Source organism: Fischerella sp. JS2 (assembly GCF_032393985.1).
Classification (GTDB): domain Bacteria; phylum Cyanobacteriota; class Cyanobacteriia; order Cyanobacteriales; family Nostocaceae; genus Fischerella.
On sequence record NZ_CP135918.1, the window covers coordinates 6,329,317 to 6,349,155 of the forward strand.

Consider the following 19,839-nt stretch of genomic DNA (forward strand, 5'->3'; position numbering starts at 1 on the left):
TCGATGGGCATAACTATTGCTTGATTGAAGTTTAAAAAAATTATAAAAAAACTCTAAATTATATATCAAATTATGGGAACCTTATGTAATAAACTGCGTCTTGGCATAGGGTAAATAAAGCTATATAGTTCAACGGAAAAGTCAAAAAATCCTACTTTCAGCAGAGGTAACAAAAAAGTCAAAAATTCATTTTAGGTAAAATCCACTATTTTTTATTTTGCCAGTTCATCATAAATAATTTACAAACCCACATTACTACTCTATATTCCCACTGCGCTCACAACTATTAGGTAATGCTCCAATTACTTATTACCGACACAGATAGACAGTATAAGTATTTAAACGGACATAATATGAGTCTTTCGGGCTAGATAAAAGCAGAAAATATAGAGTAGTGATTTCCATTATCAACCTCCTCAGATACAAAATCTTGCTAACTAATTAAATTAGGAGTTGATGATATGGCACAGTTACTTACAGAAATAGAAATTCAGGATTTAGTAAACAACCTCTCAGGCTGGACAGTAGAGGGATCAAAATTGTCCTGTCAGCGTAAGTTTAAAGATTTTTTACAGGCAATGGAGTTTGTAAATAAACTTGTTGAACCCGCAGAATCAGCAGGACATCATCCAGATATAGAGATTTCTTATAACAAAGTTAGAATTACACTGACAACCCATGATGCAGGTGGTTTAACCCAGAAAGATTTTGAGTTAGCCAAGAAGATTTCTCAGATCAGTTAAGTAATAACTCTTAGTAGCTGAAATCAAAAATTACAACTTACCTGTCTAAGTTTTAACAAGTAAAGAGTGGGTATGATTTTTTAAGAGGTGATCACTCTTATGATTTAAATCACTAACTATGCTTGAAATTTCATGATTAACCAAGGGAAATGTGACAGTTGTATATGCGAACTCTCACGTGTTGCCATCTGACTCAGATGTTTTATAATGACAAGCTATAAGGGTATGTTTTTGCGTAAGTTAATCACATAAAGCTTAACTTTGTAGAATTTAATTTACTGTTTAGCTTGGCAAAAACTAAAATTGTCTTTAAGGGCAATATGCCTCATCCACAGGTTTCAACAAGAAGTCGCAGATTCGGCAATAGTTGCAGCAAACCATAATGTATAGAACGAGGTGTGAGGAGAACAGGAACGATGTCTAATATCTTGTGGAAATCATTGGTGGTCAGTCCAGCAGTTTTAGGAGCCACACTGTTGGTTTCAGCAACTGCGATCGCAGCTCCTAATGGCGCCACCCCTGAAGTCATCAAAGCAGATTTATCAACAAGCCAGCAACAAAGTGATTCCACACAAACAGGATTTACAGCTTCTGTTGGCGCAACAGAAATACCACAGCAGTCAGATATCCTGGCTCAGTTACAACAGCAAACACAGGTACAACAGCTAGCTCAAGTACAGCAACCACAAGTACAACAGCAAACAGAAGTTAACGTCCTAGAGCAAGTTAACCAATATGGCAGCGAAGGGAAAACTACTAATTCCCAAGCGCAAGTGACATCGGTTTCTCAGTTCTCCGACGTACAACCAACTGACTGGGCATTCCAAGCACTTCAGTCTTTAGTTGAGCGCTATGGCTGTATTGCAGGTTATCCCAACGGCACTTATCGTGGTAATCGTCCTTTGACCCGTTATGAATTTGCCGCAGGTTTGAATGCTTGTTTGGATCGGGTCAATGAATTAATTGCTACAGCCACAGCTGAATTAGTCACCAAAGAAGATTTGGCGACTTTGCAGCGATTACAAGAAGAATTTTCCGCAGAACTAGCAACCTTACGTGGTCGTGTAGATGCCTTAGAAGCACGGACAGCTGAGTTGGAAGCTAACCAGTTCTCAACTACCACAAAACTAGTTGGTGAAGCTATCTTTGCTCTCACTGATACTTTTGGTAATGAAGATAATGCTGACAACAATACTGTTTTCCAAGACAGGGTTCGTCTAGATTTGCAAACTAGCTTTACAGGTAGAGATCTTTTACACACCCGTCTTGCAACTGGGAATGCCCAGAGATTAGACATTGGTGCTGACGGTAGTGCTGAAGGTCTGCAAACTTTTAACATTACTGGTGATCCTGATAACAGCAACAATGTATTTATAGACTGGTTGGCATACTACTTCCCGTTGGGTGATAATGCCAGAGTTTATGTTGCTGCTACTGGTGGTATTTGGAGCGACGTTGCTGCTACCGTTAACCCTTACTTTGAAGATTACGACGGTGGTAATGGTGCTTTGTCTACCTTTGCCTCTGAAAACCCCATCTTCCGTATTGGTGGTGGCGCTGGTGCAGCAGTTAACTTCGGCTTTGGCGAAAGACGTAGTTTCCTTCTACCAAGTTCAATCACAGTGGGTTACTTGGGGTCTGAACCGAATAATCCTGGTATAGGTTCAGGTATATTCAACGGTAACTATGCTGCTCTAGGACAACTGAACTTTAATTTAAGCGATCGCTTAGCATTAGCAGCAACTTATGTTCACGGTTATCATGGTGCAGGCAGTTCTCTATTTGACGCAGGTACTGTGGATAACTCTGTAGTAGGTACTGCTCAATCCAATAATCTGAGTGTTACAGACGCATCTTCTAGTAATTCCTACGGTATATCGGCTGCTTTTAGACCCAGCGATAATTTATCTGTAAGTGGCTTCGTTTCTTACCATGATGTCACCGGCTTCGGCTCTGGTGATGACTTTCAAGCTTGGAGCTACGGTTTAGGAGTTGCTTTGCCTAACTTCGGGAAACAAGGTAACGTATTGGGTATTTTCGCTGGTGCTGAACCCTATTCTCGCAACAGATTCGTAGGTGTAGATGATGGTGATGTACCATACCACTTTGAAGGCTTCTACAAATATCAAGTCAGCGACAATATCTCTATTACTCCTGGCGTAATTTGGTTAACTGCTCCTGGTCAAAGTAGCAATAACGACGATGCCATCATCGGCACACTCAGAACAACCTTTACATTCTAATTTGGTTAGTTGGTAGTTAATTGGTAGTTTTTTCCAATACTCAATAAACAACTAACAACAGCAAAAATCTTTTCCCCGCCTCAAAGCGGGGTTTTTTATGTTTTTAATCGTAAAAATAACAAACCCCAGTGGAGAACCGGAGTATACTAAAAAAGTAAAAGAATCATTTCTTTCCCATTCTCGGCCGTGGAACTATCGTGTAAATCGGAATACGCAATTTTAGCCATGTTAGAATTGGCAGTCCACTACCAAAGTGGAGAACCTCTGCAAATTCGTCAAATTGCAGCACAACAAAATATACCTGACCGCTATCTAGAACAACTACTAGCAATCTTGCGGCGTGGGGGTCTAATCAAGAGTCAACGAGGATCAAAAGGTGGTTACTTGTTGGCACGAGAACCTTGGAAAATCACGCTTTTTGAAGTTTTGGGATGTGTGGAAGGCTTAGATAGGGTGCAGACGTCTGAAGAAGATCAGCCTAAAACTGTCGATGGTGCTGTTGTAGAAGAAATTTGGCAAGAAGCACGTCAAGCAGCAAACTCAGTTTTACAAAAATACACACTTGCTGAACTTTGTGAAAAACGAGATTCCCGACGGCAGTTAGATATCATGTACTACATTTAGTCAAGTGTCCAGAGTCAAGTGTTTAAAGTCAAGAGTTTTTTCACAATTGACCATTGACGCTTGACGCTTGACAATTGACAATTGACAATTGACCAAGGACAAAAGAATGCGAATTGCTCGTAACATTACAGAACTCATTGGGCGTACACCCTTAGTACAGCTCAACCGTATTCCCCAAGCAGAAGGCTGTGTAGCTGAGATTGTCGTGAAGTTGGAAAGTATGAATCCAGCAGCATCAGTCAAAGATCGCATTGGGATCAGCATGATTAATGCTGCTGAGGAGGAGGGATTGATTACCCCGGGCAAAACTGTATTAGTAGAACCTACTTCTGGCAATACAGGGATAGCCTTAGCAATGGTGGCAGCAGCTAAAGGTTATCGATTGATTTTAACAATGCCAGAAACAATGAGTGCTGAACGACGGGCGATGTTGCGGGCTTACGGTGCAGAACTTGAACTCACACCAGGAATTGAAGGTATGAGTGGCGCGATTCGGCAGGCCCAAGAGATTGTTGATAAACTACCCAATGCTTATATGTTGCAACAATTTCGTAACCCTGCTAACCCGCAAATTCACCGGGAAACAACAGCAGAAGAAATCTGGGAAGATACTGAAGGTAAAGTAGACATAGTTGTAGCAGGTATAGGTACTGGTGGTACTATTACGGGTGTGGCGGAGGTCATAAAAGCACGCAAACCAAGTATGAAGGCGATCGCAGTCGAACCAGCCAACAGTCCAGTTTTATCGGGAGGAAAACCCGGTCCACACAAAATTCAGGGAATTGGGGCAGGGTTTATTCCTCAAGTACTGAAGGTAAAATTAATTGACGAAATCATCACTGTTAGCGATGATGAAGCGATCGCCTATGGTCGGCGTTTGGCAAGAGAAGAAGGATTACTCTGTGGCATTTCCAGTGGGGCTGCTTTGTGTGCTGCAATTCGTGTCGCCCAGCGTCCGGAAAATGAGGGACGCTTAATTGTGATGATTCAGCCCAGTTTTGGGGAAAGGTATCTAAGTACACCCTTGTTTCAAGACTTGGTAGACGCCAGAGTCGGCAACAGTTAAATGAGAACTTGCTCAAACTGTTAAAATTTTGAAGGCAGGTAAACTCAAGTTTTCACCTACCTTTCATCCCTGCGCTGTCTAGTGACGGGGGTTTGAGGATGTTCTCTACAATGGTAAGTAATAACCACTACGAAACTCTTAAAGTAAATCCGGACGCTAGCCAAGCAGAGATTAAGCAAGCCTATCGCCGTTTGGTCAAACAATATCATCCTGATAGTAATCAACAAACGGCAGATAGTGAGCAAATTATCCGTATTAATGCAGCGTATGAAGTCTTGGGTGATGCTGAGAATCGCAAAAGTTATGACCGACGAATTTATCACAAACTAAAGCAAAAATCTAGCAGCAGACAACAGCGTAGCACTGCTGCTGGGCAGCAATACCAAACAAAAAGACAAACAGGACGAGATATTGATGAGCAGATTGAAGAATGGCTACGTCAAGTTTATCAACCGGTTAGTCGCTTAGCTTATGTTATTCTTTATTCTTTGAAAACACAAATTGAAAAACTAGCAGCAGATCCCTTTGATGATAACCTTTTAGAAGATTTTCAGAAATACTTAGAAAATTGCCGAGAAGACCTAAAACAGGCACAAACTTCTTTTAGTTCCCTACCTAATCCCCCTAGTTTAGCAAGAGTAGCGGCTCATCTTTATTACTGCCTCAACCAAATTAGTGATGGACTAGATGAATTGGAATATTTTCCCTTGAATTACGACGAAAGTTATTTGCATACAGGTCAAGAAATGTTTCGTATTGCCAAGGGATTGTACCGTGAGGCCCAAGAGTCGGTCGCAGATTATAAGGGATAGATTGAAAACCCCGTGGATTCATATGTGGCATTCAGTAGACTTCTTGCAAAAGTCTATTTCAAAAAACGAACACTCTCTTGAAAAGCTTTGATCGGAGGAAACCTCCGCACCCAAGCGGGAAGCCACTCCGTGTCTACAAACTTTTCGCAGATGAACACAGGTAAACATCGATCAAAAAATCTGTGTTCATCTGTGTGCATCTGTGTTCGTAATAAAGAACTATCCAGATTTTTGCGAGAGATTTAGTCCACTAAAAGTAGACACCCAACTCAAGAATCACTAAACTGCTCAATTATTCCCCCACCCAAAACTTTTTCTCCTTCGTACCAAACCGCCGCTTGTCCAGGCGTAATACTGAATTGGGGTTCATCGAAGACAATCCGTACACGGGAGTTTTCCAAGGGAATGACCGTGACTGGTACGGGGTGAGAACGATAGCGGATTTGCACTTCTGCACGAATGGGACTTGCAGGTTCGGCGATGGAAACCCAATTTACTCGAGTCACGGTACATTCTGGTTGAGTTGCCTTAGTGCGATCGCCTACAATCACTTTATTGTTAACTGCATCTAAAGCAATCACATATAATGGTTCAGCAGCAGCGATCCTCAAGCCTTTGCGTTGCCCAATCGTGTAATGATGGACACCATCATGCTGACCTAGTACCTTGCCATCTATATCAACAATGTCGCCTTGTTTGGGGGCAAGATACTTATCTAAGAATGCCCGCATAGAACCGTTGGCTTCTACCAAGCATAAATCCTGGCTTTCCGGTTTGTCAGCTGTTTTGAGATTATACTCATTGGCAATCCGGCGCGTATCGCTCTTTTGCATTTCACCTAGAGGAAATACTGTACCTGCTAGTAAATCTTGAGACAAGTCATAGAGAAAATAACTTTGATCTTTGTTGCGATCAATCGCCCGTAGGAGTTCGTAACGTCCAGTTGCTTCGTTATAATCGATCCGGGCATAATGACCTGTGGCAATGCGATCGCACCCCAAATTTTCGCGAGCATACTGCAACATCGGGCCGAATTTCACTGTTTTATTGCACTGAGAACAAGGCAGAGGTGTGATACCGCTACTGTAACCAGCTACAAGATAATCGACAATGTTTGTCTGAAAAACGTCCCGAATATCAACAACGTGATGGGGAACACCCAGCTGTTCACAGATAGAAGCCGCATCAATCATACCTTCAGAGCAACATTGACCCTTTCCTTTCATCAGCCAAAGGGTTAAACCAATTACTTCATAGCCCTGATTGTGCAAAATGGCGGCGGCGGTAGAACTATCAACACCGCCAGAAAGTCCTACTACGACTTTTTTCATATCCGTAAATATATTGCTAGGTTGTTCTTTCTAAACCTTTCAAAAATTATAGCGATTTTCTACAGTTACCTATCTTTCCTTCAGTATAGCTGCCCTCTGCCCTCTGCCTTTCTTCTGTAAAAATTTAGTTTCCGTAGAAAATATTATTTTAATTTTCTTTTGTTACCATAGTCGATTGCATGGTCAATTTTACTTATGATATTTCAGCACTTTACCCAACCATCTTTTATTTTACGTGGTCTATTGGGAGGATGCTTAATTTTGATTTGTCACTCCACTCCCACACCAGCACAAATCAATACTAGCAACAACAGTCTTTTAGTACAAATACCCCTACCAATTCCGCCCAGTGACAACAATCTCCTACCACCCGTACCAACCAATAATCAAGAATTTACAATTCCTCAGGTAAATAAAACTCCTCAACAGTATCTTCACAATCAGGATGCAATTCAATATCAAGCCACACCTTTGAATCAAAATAACCAAAACTTTAAACGTTACCTAGTTTATGTTGATAGTAACAATTCCCAAATCCTTCAACAAGTACGTTTAATTGAACCCACAGCTTACATCAGACAATTTCAAGGACGTTCTGTCATTCAAGCCGGAATCTTTAGTAAACCAGCTAATGCCCAACAGCGCATCCAACAACTAGCAGCCTATGGAATTTACGGGGCGCAAATTATTAGCTTTACTAACGGACAACAAATCCCGACTTACTCTCAAAATTTCAACAATAATAATACTTACTATCCTCAGCGAAATTCTCACTTAGAAATATCTAGACCTTACTATGTAGCTGTCCCTGCCAAAACCACAGAAATTAACACAATTGCTAACCAAATTAGAACTAATATTGAACAACAAATAGGTGTCAGTATAAAAAATCAGCCACGAGGTTCATACGTAGCAGTTGGGCCATTTGCCGAAAGGTCACAAGCAGAACAATGGAATAATTATCTGCGATCGCTCGGATTTAAAAATGCCAGAGTTTACTATGCAAGATAGGCTGATAGGCGCAGTCCTTTCAGGGTGGGTAAAAATCCTCAAAAATTTCCGCGATTTTGCTCTTTTCACATTTGTGTCTTAGAGCCTTGGTGGTTCAAAAGTTATTTTTTTCACCACAAAGACACTATGACACTAAAAAAAATATATTACACCACCAAAGGGATAGGTGATAGGGTTTATACCGTTTCACTATAAGTCTTACACATTTGGCTACCAGACAAGCAGGGGAATTCGTCTCAAGATTGGAACTTCTCAATTCAAACGAAAGTCTTCCTATTTTGACACTTCAACAGCCAAGTTAAAAGCTGATTTGTGAGTTTAAGCTCCCAAATCGCTTAACTCTAATATATGAATATGCCTATCTATAGATATAAATACCTATCTTTAGATAGATGTCAGCTATGTGATTTTACTTTTACCGTAAAAAATGTAAATCCATCTACACACTCACTGGAGATGAGTTTTCAGTTCAGTTCGCCAAAGTTGCATAATTTGCAGCCAATGACGTGAAGTCAATTGCAGATATCAGGGGAAATTATCTACGTTGGATATCTCAAAATGAAGTCTCAGTGACAAGGCTTCTGACAACTGAACTCTAAATATTATGAAAATCGCACAAATAGCTCCATTATGGGAACAAGTTCCACCTATTACCTACGGTGGAACTGAATTGGTTGTGAGTCGTTTGACCGATGAATTGGTACGCAGAGGTCACGAAGTCACATTATTCGCTTCCGGTGATTCCCAAACTCTTGCTCGTTTAGAAGCGGGTAGTGCGCGTGCATTGCGCTTGGATAAAAGCATTAAAGAACCCGTAATGTACGAACTCATGCATGTTAGCGAAGTTTATCAACATGCTGCGGAGTTTGATATTATCCACTCCCACGTTGGAGCTTGGGCACTGCCTTTGGCTAGTATGGTGTCAACACCAACGGTGCATACTCTACATGGTATCTTTACTCGCGATAACAATAAAGTATTTAGGCAACACCATACGCAACCATACATCAGCATTAGTGACGCACAACGACTGTTAAACATTAACTACGTTGCCACAGTTTATAACGGTATCAGCATTGAAAAGTTTCCGTTTTTTGCTCAACCCCAAGAACCACCCTACCTGGCATTTTTAGGGCGCTTATCACCAGAAAAGGGGCCACAACACGCCATTGCGATCGCCAAACAAACGGGTTGGCGCTTAAAGATGGCTGGTAAGGTAGATGTTGTAGACCAGAAATTCTTTGAACAAGAAATTGCTCCCCAGATTGATGGTAAGCAAATCGAATTTTTGGGTGAAGTCAATCACGCTCAAAAAGCTGAATTATTAGGGAATGCGGCGATTACTCTCTTCCCAATTACTTGGTGTGAACCTTTTGGTTTGGTGATGGCTGAATCTATGGCGACTGGTACACCAGTAATTGCCATGAATATGGGTTCTGTACCCGAAGTAATTGCTCATGGCGAGACTGGTTATGTCTGCCAAAGCTACGAAGAAATGGCGACGATGATACCCAAAGCTTTGGAACTAAATCGTCAAAAATGCCGAGAACACGTAGAAAATAAATTTAGCGTCGCTCAAATGGTCGATGGTTATGAAGCAGTCTACGAAAAAATCGTTGGAGAACGTAATTTCAGAAATTGGTTCAATACTATCCTGAGAAACTCTTTAGAATCAATTACATCTAGGGCTCGCTGATGTTGATGCTTCATTAAGCTGAAATATGCTGTAAATGGTTGGCTGTTTTGAGAATATTCATTCAAAACATGGTTTTATAAAAACAAAGCTCCTACATCAAGGGAGCTTTTACTTTTTATTGGAAAGTAATAAACCTGTTGCGCGAAGAGAATTTTCTGTAATTGTACTGAAGCCAATCATGATTTAATTGTAGTTACCATTTAAATGTATTGTATGACTAACTACGAAATATGGAACAACCACTAATTTTAATTCTTTGTACTGGTAATTCCTGTCGTAGTCAAATGGCTGAAGGATTCATTAAGGAACTAGCTGATGATTTTTTATTAGTAGAGAGTGCAGGGATGAATCCAGCTAAGGAAGTCCATCCTTTAGCTGTAAAAGTAATGAAAGAAATAGGTATAGATATCTCTAAAAATAATTGCAAACACATTCATTTGTTCCTTGATCATAAAATTGATACGGTCATCACAGTATGTGATAATGCTGACCAAAGTTGTCCAGCTTTGCCCAAAGCTATTAAACGCCATCACTTCAGCTTTCCTGATCCAGCCGAAGCAATGGGAACAGAAACAGAAAAATTGCAAGTATTCCGTCAAGTTCGTGATGATATAGGTAAGCTATTTTTGGCGTACATAGCTGGGAGACGAGATGCTCTCTAAAGGTTTTTACAGGAGTGACGGGCATGTTAGCTGACTCAGTCAGTTTGCCTTTAACAATGGTTGTTGCCTTAACAACTCGTACAGATTTATTAATGGTATTAACAGATAGAACAGGACGTATTGAGTGGGTAAATCAAGCATTTGCCAAACATATATCTTTAACAACTGAGCAGTTAGTTGGCAAAAAGTTTTTTTTGTATTTGGACGTGATTATAAGCTGCATATTCAACAAACTTATATCCGAGAACAACTACTAAAAGGAGAAAGTTTTAAGTTTGAGCTTTCCTACATTTTACATCACCAGAATGATGAGCGTTGGTTATTAATAGATGGACAACCTATTTACGATGAAGAAGGTATAGCTATTAAATATGCCGTAATCGCAACTGACATTACTTTACGGAAGAAGACAGAACAAAATTTAGAGCAAACTCGACAAAGACTGAAACGACTTGTAGAAAATATTAAGTTAGTACCTTGGGAAGCTGAAGCTGTGAATCGCCAGTTTACCTATGTAGGACCACAGGTAAAAGATTTATTTGGTTATGAGCCTGAGCAGTGTTATGAATTAAACTTTTGGCAAGAACACATTTATCCAGAAGATGTATTACAGGTTCATAATTATGAGCAAACTATTCAACTAGAACAAGATAATTACATAGCTGAGTATCGGTTTTTGACAGCTGAGGGAAAATGGCTCTGGGTAAAAGATATTGTAACAGTTGTGCGACATCAAGGCGAAGTTACAAAATTACTTGGTTTTTTCATAGATATTAGCGATCGCAAACAAGCAGAAATTTCTTTGCAAGCAGCCTTAAAAAGGCTAGAACAAGTTAATCAAGAACTAGAAACGAGGGTAGAACAACGCACTATTGCTTTGAGTCAAGAGAAAGAAAAACTAGAACAAACTTTGCACAAATTGCAGAAAACTCAAACGCAACTAATTCAGAGTGAAAAAATGTCTAGTCTCGGTCAACTTGTTGCAGGTATTGCCCATGAAATCAATAACCCTGTAAACTTCATTCACGGCAACCTCTCTCATGTTGTCGAGTATGTAAACACATTGCTACATCTACTGCAATTCTATCAACAAGAATACCCAAATTCCTCTTTGGAACTACAAGAAAAATTTGAGGCTGCGGAACTCGACTTTATTATAGAAGACTTACCAAAGTTACTATCTTCGATGCAGGTTGGTACTAAAAGAATGCGTGAAATTGTTTTATCTTTGCGTAATTTTTCTCGCTTGGATGAAGCGGAAGTGAAAGAGGTTAATATCCATGATGGTATTGATAGCACCCTAATGATTTTACAAAATCGCCTCAGAGCCAAGCCTAATGCTTCAGAGATTAAGGTCATCAAAAAATACGGCAATCTTCCACTAGTAGAGTGCTTTCCTGGACAGCTTAACCAAGTATTTATGAATATTATTGTTAATGCTATTGATGTCTTGGAGGAACGGGATCACAAGCGTTCTTTTTCAGACTGCAAAAGTCACCCCAGCACCATCACTATTTATACAGAAATAGATCATAGGGAAACACCTGCCGTTATCCCATCAATTGTGATTCGTATCAGAGATAATGGTACTGGTATTAGTGAGGAAATAAAAGATCGCCTATTTGATCCCTTCTTTACTACAAAGCCTGTTGGTAAAGGTACAGGTTTAGGATTGTCAATAAGTTACCAAATAGTAGTTGAGAAGCATCAAGGTAAACTAGAATGCCACTCAATTCTTGGAGAAGGTACAGAATTTTTAATTTCTATTCCCCAGCGACAAAAAACATAGCTTTTAGCTGAGTTGCTTGAGCCAGTTTTCAGGGATAATTCCTTTAACAGAGCAGTGCTGAGAGGGGAACAGCCACTATGACATCACCAGAAACAGTGATCTGGCTACGAGAACGCACAGCTTTAGGAATTCTATCACCTGAATCCTTGAGTGCGATCGCGCAAGTCCTCGAAGAAAAAGTTTTTCCAGCGAACCATCAAATAGCTACCGAAGCGACTTCTCCAGAAGCGCTTTATATTCTCTTGGAAGGTAAGCTCGAAAGTGAGAGTAGTAACAAAAATAACCCGAGTTTAACAGTTGGTTTTCTACCTGGATCGATCATTCATTTACAAGAAATACTTTTAGATGAGCTAGCCCAGCGCACCATCACTACTGTTACAGAATGTCATTTTTGGGTTGTATCTGCGACAGTATTTAAAGAAATAATTGGCAAATACCCGGAGATCGCTCAGGTTGTCTCCCGAATGCTGGCTCAAGAAGTAGCACAGTTAGCATCTGCTTTCAACTACGAACAGGAACGCTCTTTAGCATTACGCCCATATTTAGTTACCAAAGCCCGACGTGGTATTGTGGGGACGAGCCGCTATGCCGTGCGTCTACGAGAAGAAATTCGCCAAGCTGCAAGCGATCGCAAATCTGTATTGATTTTCGGTGAACCAGGGTTAGAAAAAGATAATGTTGCAGCCTTAATTCATTTTGGTTCTAAGTATCGCCGCGAACCGATTATCAAAGTTAACTGTGGTATCCTGCAAACTAGTGGTGCAGAATTATTTGGGCGTGCTGGTGGTAAACCCGGACTATTAGAATGGCTGGGAGAAGGTACTCTCATCCTCAACAATATTCAAGAAACTCCACCAGAGTTACTCCCAAAAATTAAACAATTACTACAAGACAATACGTATATTCCCATAAGCCGAGTTGGAGAACCAGAGGCCGAATCCCGGACTAATCAAGCCCGGATTATGATAGTTGCGGAAAAAACTCAGTCACAAATCGAACGCTGTGTTGGTCGCATTATCAAAATCCCACCCCTACGGGTACGCAAAGCTGATATTAATGCCCAGATCGAATACTATATCAGTCTCTACACTCGTGCTAGAGGAATTCCTAAACCGCATATTACACCAGAAGCTTTACGCCGCTTGCAGTCCTATGACTTCCCTGGCAATTTAAAAGAGTTACAAAACTTGGTAGAACGAGCAATTGTGCAAGCAGGAGAAGCAAGGGAGTTAACAGAAGAGATTTTCTGGTCAGCAGAAACTAAGAAAAAGCGATTTCGGCTAAATCTGTTGAATGCTTATCCCCATTTGCGGAAGTTTCTTCGCAGTCCGTGGTGGCCAGATCGGATTAATTATGGCTTTACCGTTGCTGCTTTTGCGTTCATCGTTGCAGTATTATTTGTCGGGCCACAGACACGCGATCGCAATTTTGCTTTAAATCTATTCTGGGCTTGGTGGTGGCCTGTCTTTCTTTTCTTATTTCCCTTTCTTGGGCGGATTTGGTGCGCTGTTTGTCCGTTTATGATTTACGGTGAAATTACCCAGAAAATTTCAACTCACTTGTTTCCTAAACAACTTAAGCGCTGGCCACGAGAAGAAGCCGAGAAATGGGGCGGTTGGTTTTTGTTTGGCTTATTTACCCTAATTTTCCTGTGGGAAGAACTTTGGCACTTGGAAAATACTGCTTACCTCTGTGCCTGTTTACTTCTACTAATTACTGCTGGCGCGATGATTTTTTCCGCCATTTTTGAGAGGCGGTTTTGGTGTCGCTATCTTTGTCCCATCGGTGGGATGAATGGTTTATTCGCCAAACTTTCAATGACAGAACTCCGTGCCCAACAGGGGATTTGTTCTGCTACTTGCACTACCTATCAATGCTACAAAGGCGGGCCACAAAAAGGCGAAGGAATGGAAACTAACGGTTGTCCTTTATACTCTCACCCCGCCCAACTAGAAGACAACAGAGATTGTGTACTATGCATGACTTGTCTGAAAGCCTGTCCTCATCGTTCAGTTGAGTTTAATTTGCGTCCCCCTGGAATTGAATTGTGGACAACTCATGTACCCCGTAAATATGAAGTCGCCTTATTGTGTTTACTTTTGGGTGGAGTATATTTGCATCGCCTACCGGAGTTGCAATCCTGGCTAGGATTGCAAATAGATTTAAATCAATTTTTTCCCCACTTAGGCTTATCCCTACTAGCTTTGCTGATTCCAGCAGCCGTCATCTTCGTAGCATACAGGTTAATCAAAATTTATTGCTGGTTGAATAACTATATCTCCTCTGCGTCCTCTGCGGTTAAAATCCCCAACCGAATTAAGGTGCGATCATTTACAGAACTTGCCTATGGCTATTTACCGTTGGTATTAGGAGGTAACTTAGCTCATTATCTGCGCTTAGGCTTGGGTGAAGGAGGACGAATTTTACCAGTCTTTTTTGCAACTTTTGGTTTGGATGGCGGACAATTGCCAGTTGTGGTTGCACATCCAGCTGTAATAGCCTTTTTACAGGGAACAACTCTCATTTTTTCAGTACTGTTATCGATAATACTTACACAAAAAATTGCTCGGCAACCATTACGTGTAATGTTATGGCAACACTTAGCAGCGATCGCGTTGGGAGTAAGTATGTGGCAGATTATTGTGTCTGGCTAATGGTAAGAATTAATTATGTCTGATGGGGATTGGAGTTGTGAGAAATATCGTTTTTATATGTCGAACACCGATACACACCGATGCACACGGATGGATGCAGATAGGTTATTTGTTGGTGGTTGAGAATTAGCATTTTTATGAGTTCAGATTTGACACTAATGAGAAGTTAGCGACTAGACATTATGACTAATTTTTTACAGCCCCCACGCTTACGCATAGGTGAAGATAGCCAAGAAGAAAGACATGCTACTTGGCTGGAATTGTTTTATGATTTGGTGTTTGTGGTTGCAGTTTCTCAGCTTGCCCACAATTTGAAAGAAAATGTCTCGCTGGCGGGATATTTAGGTTTTGTATTTCTATTTATACCTGTGTGGTGGTCATGGATTGGTACTACTATGTATGCAAATCGCTTTGATAGCGATGACATCGGACGGCGGTTGTTGGTTGGTTTGCAAATGTTGACGGCAGCAGCATTGGCTATTAACATCCATCATGGTTTGGGTGAAAGTGCGCCTGGGTTTGCTCTTGCTTATGCTTTCGGTCGAGCTGTGCTGATTATAGAATACGTCCGTGCTGGTATACATATTCCCGCAGCACGTCCATTGACAACACGTTATGCTACGGGTTTTGCGATCGCTGCTATGTTTTGGCTAGCCTCAGCATTCATACCTGCACCTTGGCGATTTGTGCTGTGGGGAGTAGGAATTATCATTGACTTGATTACACCCTTTAGTGCTACGAAATTCCAGCTAAAATTACTTCCCCACGCTTCCCATTTACCAGAACGTTTTGGACTATTTACGATGATTGTCTTGGGTGAGGCAATTATTGCCGTCGTTGATGGTGTTTCTGAACAAAAATGGGAAGTTCTGAGTGTCATCGCTGCTATATTTGGTCTGGTGATTGCTTTTAGTGTGTGGTGGGTTTATTTTGATAACCTTGGTGGTACACCGATTCAAACAGCACGCTCAGAAGGGAAAATTTGGACTGTTGCCACTTGGCTGTATACTCATCTACCCCTAGTAATTGGTATTGCTGGGGCTGGAGTTGGTGTAGAAGAAGTATTAACGAGTGAGCAAGCGATCGCCCTAAGCGATCCTATACGATGGTTACTTTGTGGTTCTGTGGCTTTATGCTACTTAGCTTTGGGTATCCTGCATCGTGTTGGCGTCATCCGTTACTGCAAAATTCGTTCTCAGTTCCGAGGTGTGGGGGCGATTGTTGTGATGGCGATCGCTATATTTGGTAAAGGTTTATTACCTGTTACAGTCATTGGACTTGTGGCTGTAGCCTGCGTTGCACAAGTCGCCCAAGATTTATATCAAAGTCGTCCGACTACACGCTTGGTTGATCCAGAAATTTAGCTTACTCACCTGCATATTCTGTGAATTTACTGGCCATTTATTTAATAGGTATTAAATCAATAGAAAAGTGCCTGGCCTGTACCACAACGAAATAATGAAAAATCATACTTCTCGCCGTGTAGTTTTACAAGGTTTAATTGCCACTGCGATTGTGATTGGGTTTGATCCGGTTAATCGTGTTTGGGTGACATCTGCCAGTGCTGCATCTTTGTTTGAAAGTTTGCCACCTCTAGATGGAGTACTTTACACAGATAACACTTTACTGGCTAGTGTTGCTAATGATTTTGGTCATATTGTACATCGTCAGGCGATCGCTGTATTGAAACCAGGCTCAGTTGAAGATATTATCCATATTATCCAGTTTGCTCGTACTCACAAACTCAAGGTTGCTGCGCGTGGTCAAGCTCATTCTTGTAATGGTCAATCACAAGTAGAAGCTGGCGTAGTCATAGATATGAGTACGCTCAACAAAATTTACTCTATTGGTGCAGATCGAGCGATTGTTGATGCTGGTGTAGGTTGGCGTGAATTACTACAACAGACACTTCCACAAAGATTGACACCACCTGTCCTCACCGATTATATCGAACTTTCTATCGGTGGAACTTTATCAGTGGGTGGTATTGGTGGTGCAACCCATCGCTATGGTGTACAAGTTGATAATGTCTTAGAAATTCAAGTAGTAACTGGTGAAGGCAAGCTGGAAACTTGTTCTTTAGCTCAAAATCGTGATTTATTTGAGGCTGTACTCGCAGGTTTGGGTCAATGTGGCATCATTGTACAGGCAACAATTAGACTTATTCCCGCAGCTACTCATGCCCGTGTGTTTGTTTTGTATTACGATAATGTGGCTACCTTGACACGTGACCAACGTTTACTGATCAATGATGAGCGCTTCGACTATGTAGAAGGTCAGTTGGTAGCTGATGATAATGGTGGGTGGGGTTATCTGTTGGAAGCTGCTAGCTTTTACACTCCCCCTGCTGTACCCAACAATAATATATTGCTTGCTAGGTTAAACTACATTCGTGGTACAGAACAGATAGAGGATAAGTCTTACTTCGATTTCCTCAACCGTTTAGCACCTGTTGTTGCAACCCTCAAATCTATTGGTGTATGGTTTTATCCTCATCCCTGGTTGAACTTATTTGTGCCAGGTAGTGTAGTAGAAAATTATGTGGGTGAAGTTGCTAGCAATTTAACACTAGATGACACAGGTCAAGGGCCGATTTTACTATATCCAGTTAAAACTAACCGCTTCCAAAGGCCTTTGTTTCGAGTTCCCACAGAGGAAGTGATATTTCTGTTTGCTATTTTGCGAACCGCAGTACCACCAGAGGATACTGTTGTCACACGAATGTTGAGTGATAATCGCAAATTATTTGAGCGCGATCGCGATTTGGGTGGCTACCAATATCCTGTAGGTGCGATTCCCTTCTCCTCCAAGGATTGGCGACAACATTTTCGTCCTGTTTGGGGTAAATTAGTGAGTGCCAAACGTCGCTATGATCCTGATAATTTATTAACACCCGGTCAGGGTATTTTCTAGTACAACAAGTCATTTTATGGCAAGGTTCGTGAGATTTTCCCGTGATTAAAAACTTAAAAATCTTAATTAGTAAAACCTGCACCTGAAGCGGCTTTCCCCTTCTGCCATCTGCCCTGGTGCCTTCTGCCTTCTATTTATCGTGTTGTCAGCTACAGTTCCATTCTTGAGAATCAGGCAAAAATTTAAATAATATTTCATTTTACTAATGCAGCTTTTCTGCACATCATGCTGCTGATTCATGAAACCTCGAATAATTGTCTGTGGTTTAGGACGCACTGGATATAAAGTTTTTCGTTTGCTGAGACAGCAGGGGGCGTTAGTCATTGGCATTCATCATAAACCAGTTCCAGGCGAACGAGCAGGAGATGTCATTGTCGGCGATCTGCACGCAGCTAGCACCCTAAAAGCAGCTGGCATTCAGCAGGCGCACACCCTAGTTATCGCTGGAGGTGACGATGCACTCAATTTGCGAATTATGATGCAAGCGCGGGTCTTGAATCCGCGAATTCGGATCATCAACCGCTTTTTTAACACCAGTTTAGGAGAAAGGCTGGATCATGCGGTTCCAGAACATTTGACTATGAGTGTTGCGGGTTTGGCAGCACCCGTATTTACTTTTGCCGCCTTGGGTAGCCAAGCAATTGGACAAATCAAGCTGTTTCACCAAACTTGGCCGATTCACGAAGAATATATAGATGAACATCACCCGTGGCGCGATCGCAAACTCAGCGAGTTGTGGAACGATCAGACACGGATGCTGATTTACTACATGCCAGCAGAAGGTGAGGTGGATTTAGTCTCTGCCGTAGTCACGGGACATAAATTAAAAGTAGGCGATCGCTTAATTGTGGGAACTCAACCCCGGATTCGTTGTATTCGCAGATCAATGATTGCCAAAATGCTGAAAGTGCTTACCAGCCTGCGACAGTTTCAGCAACATGCTCAAGCAGTGGTAATGATGTCTTTGGTGCTGCTGGTAATTATTGCGATCGCTACACTCATCTATACTTCCACCGAAAGAAGTGTTTCTATTATTGATGCTCTCTATTTTGCTGTCGGTATGATTACGGGGGCTGGTGGTAATGATCAAGTTGTTGAACAAGCTCCCACGAGTGTAAGATTATTTACCGTGTTGATGATGCTTGTAGGAGCGGCAGTCATCGGTCTTTTCTATGCCTTACTTAACGATTTTGTTCTAGGTAGTCGCTTCAAACAATTTTTAGATGCAGCCCGGATTCCCCATCGTTATCATTATATAGTCTGTGGCTTAGGAGGAATTGGGATTAAAATTGTTCAGCAACTCCACAGTAGTGGCCATGAAGTGATTGTGATTGAGCGTGATACCAATAACAGATTTGTCAACACAGCGCGAGGATTGGGTATTCCTGTCATTCACGGCGATGGTAGCTTTGCCGAAATTCTCAAAGTGAGTAATTTAGAGAATGCATCTGCACTGATTGCTGTCACCAACGACGACGCGACAAATATGGAAATTGCTCTTAAGGCCAAAGCCATCACACCCAAAGTACCCGTGATTGTCCATTATGCCGATCCTGATTTTGCCCGCATGGCACAACAAGTCTTTGACTTTGAGGCTGTTTTGAGTCCCGCCGAACTCGCTGCGCCAGCCTTCGCCGCCGCAGCTTTAGGTGGACGTATCCTGGGCAATGGGATCACCGCCGATAGCCTTTGGGTAGCCTTTGCAACATTAATTACACCTTCTCATCCTTTTTGTGGACAATGGGTGAAAGATGCAGCAATGGACGCCGACTTTGTGCCGTTGTATGTGGAGACAAATAACCAAGAAATTCACGGCTGGGATTTACTAGAAATTAACCTTAGTGCTGGAGATATTTTATACCTAACAATGCCAGCAAATCGCTTGCATCAGTTGTGGCGTTATACACCATCACAGGTGATGGCGAGTTGATCTAATTCAAAGATCAATGAATATCGCTTGAAGATCATGAACAAGTGTAGTCAGACCAGAATTAGTAGAGGATAAAAGGTGATAATTGATGATTCTGGTCATAGAAAAAGTGGCAATTTTACACAGGGAGTAGAAAGACAGTATATCGAAGAAATCGGCAAAACAGATAATGGAATATTAGTGGTAACAATTCTATAAGATGATGGAAGAAAAATCTTACCATTAGATATACGTTTAGCTTTGCCCTGCCAATACGAAATATTGGATGATTTCCTATTTAGGTATTTCCTTGGCAAAAGATATAGAGAAATTGATTTATATAAATTTATTAAGAAGTTAACCGCCTGGGTCAGACCAAAAATATG

At 41.4% G+C, this 19,839-nt stretch carries 15 protein-coding genes and 1 pseudogene; 15 read left to right on the top strand and 1 reads right to left on the bottom strand.

Features of this window, described 5'->3' with window-relative positions; all coding sequences use genetic code 11:
- Positions 1-461 precede the first annotated feature (461 nt).
- From RS893_RS27130 to RS893_RS27150, 5 genes are all read left to right on the top strand, one after another.
- Positions 462-743, top strand: a complete 282-nt coding sequence (locus RS893_RS27130; protein ID WP_315788694.1) for a 4a-hydroxytetrahydrobiopterin dehydratase — start codon at positions 462-464, stop codon at positions 741-743.
- A 416-nt stretch (positions 744-1,159) separates the two neighbouring features.
- On the top strand, positions 1,160-2,986 hold the full coding sequence (locus RS893_RS27135; RefSeq protein ID WP_315788695.1) for an iron uptake porin: 1,827 nt from the start codon (positions 1,160-1,162) through the stop codon (positions 2,984-2,986).
- 186 nt (positions 2,987-3,172) lie between these two features.
- Positions 3,173-3,610 (top strand): RrF2 family transcriptional regulator, encoded by a 438-nt coding sequence (locus tag RS893_RS27140; protein WP_102207358.1) that lies wholly within the window; start codon positions 3,173-3,175, stop codon positions 3,608-3,610.
- A 106-nt stretch (positions 3,611-3,716) separates the two neighbouring features.
- The gene (gene cysK, locus RS893_RS27145; RefSeq protein ID WP_315792114.1) at positions 3,717-4,676 is read left to right on the top strand and encodes a cysteine synthase A; all 960 of its coding nucleotides are present in this window, start codon (positions 3,717-3,719) and stop codon (positions 4,674-4,676) included.
- Between the two features lie 110 nt (positions 4,677-4,786).
- On the top strand, positions 4,787-5,488 hold the full coding sequence (locus RS893_RS27150) for a J domain-containing protein (protein WP_315792115.1): 702 nt from the start codon (positions 4,787-4,789) through the stop codon (positions 5,486-5,488).
- Positions 5,489-5,757: 269 nt separating this feature from the next.
- On the opposite strand, the gene mnmA is transcribed toward RS893_RS27150, so the two are convergent.
- The gene (mnmA, locus tag RS893_RS27155) at positions 5,758-6,819 is read right to left on the bottom strand and encodes a tRNA 2-thiouridine(34) synthase MnmA (protein ID WP_315788696.1); all 1,062 of its coding nucleotides are present in this window, start codon (positions 6,817-6,819) and stop codon (positions 5,758-5,760) included.
- Positions 6,820-7,014: 195 nt separating this feature from the next.
- Between mnmA and RS893_RS27160 the strand changes: the two genes are divergently transcribed.
- From RS893_RS27160 to RS893_RS27205, 10 genes and pseudogenes are all read left to right on the top strand, one after another.
- Positions 7,015-7,830 (top strand): SPOR domain-containing protein, encoded by an 816-nt coding sequence (locus RS893_RS27160; protein WP_315788697.1) that lies wholly within the window; start codon positions 7,015-7,017, stop codon positions 7,828-7,830.
- 604 nt (positions 7,831-8,434) lie between these two features.
- A complete protein-coding gene (locus tag RS893_RS27165; protein ID WP_315788698.1) occupies positions 8,435-9,526 on the top strand; it encodes a glycosyltransferase family 4 protein in 1,092 nt (363 codons plus the stop codon).
- 230 nt (positions 9,527-9,756) lie between these two features.
- On the top strand, positions 9,757-10,188 hold the full coding sequence (locus tag RS893_RS27170) for an arsenate reductase ArsC (protein ID WP_315788699.1): 432 nt from the start codon (positions 9,757-9,759) through the stop codon (positions 10,186-10,188).
- Between the two features lie 23 nt (positions 10,189-10,211).
- Complete coding sequence (locus RS893_RS27175) at positions 10,212-10,445, top strand: PAS domain-containing protein (protein WP_315788700.1); 234 nt, start codon at positions 10,212-10,214, stop codon at positions 10,443-10,445.
- 206 nt (positions 10,446-10,651) lie between these two features.
- Positions 10,652-11,977, top strand: coding sequence for a sensor histidine kinase (locus RS893_RS27180; RefSeq protein ID WP_315792116.1), 1,326 nt, complete (start codon positions 10,652-10,654; stop codon positions 11,975-11,977).
- A 77-nt stretch (positions 11,978-12,054) separates the two neighbouring features.
- On the top strand, positions 12,055-14,631 hold the full coding sequence (locus RS893_RS27185) for a sigma 54-interacting transcriptional regulator (protein ID WP_315788701.1): 2,577 nt from the start codon (positions 12,055-12,057) through the stop codon (positions 14,629-14,631).
- Positions 14,632-14,813: 182 nt separating this feature from the next.
- A complete protein-coding gene (locus RS893_RS27190) occupies positions 14,814-15,995 on the top strand; it encodes a low temperature requirement protein A (protein ID WP_315788702.1) in 1,182 nt (393 codons plus the stop codon).
- Between the two features lie 94 nt (positions 15,996-16,089).
- Positions 16,090-17,544, top strand: coding sequence for an FAD-binding protein (locus tag RS893_RS27195; RefSeq protein WP_315788703.1), 1,455 nt, complete (start codon positions 16,090-16,092; stop codon positions 17,542-17,544).
- A 238-nt stretch (positions 17,545-17,782) separates the two neighbouring features.
- Complete coding sequence (locus tag RS893_RS27200) at positions 17,783-19,474, top strand: potassium channel family protein (RefSeq protein ID WP_315788704.1); 1,692 nt, start codon at positions 17,783-17,785, stop codon at positions 19,472-19,474.
- Positions 19,475-19,669: pseudogene (locus RS893_RS27205) on the top strand (IS701 family transposase); the annotation flags it as partial. It abuts the gene before it with no gap.
- Positions 19,670-19,839: the final 170 nt, after the last annotated feature.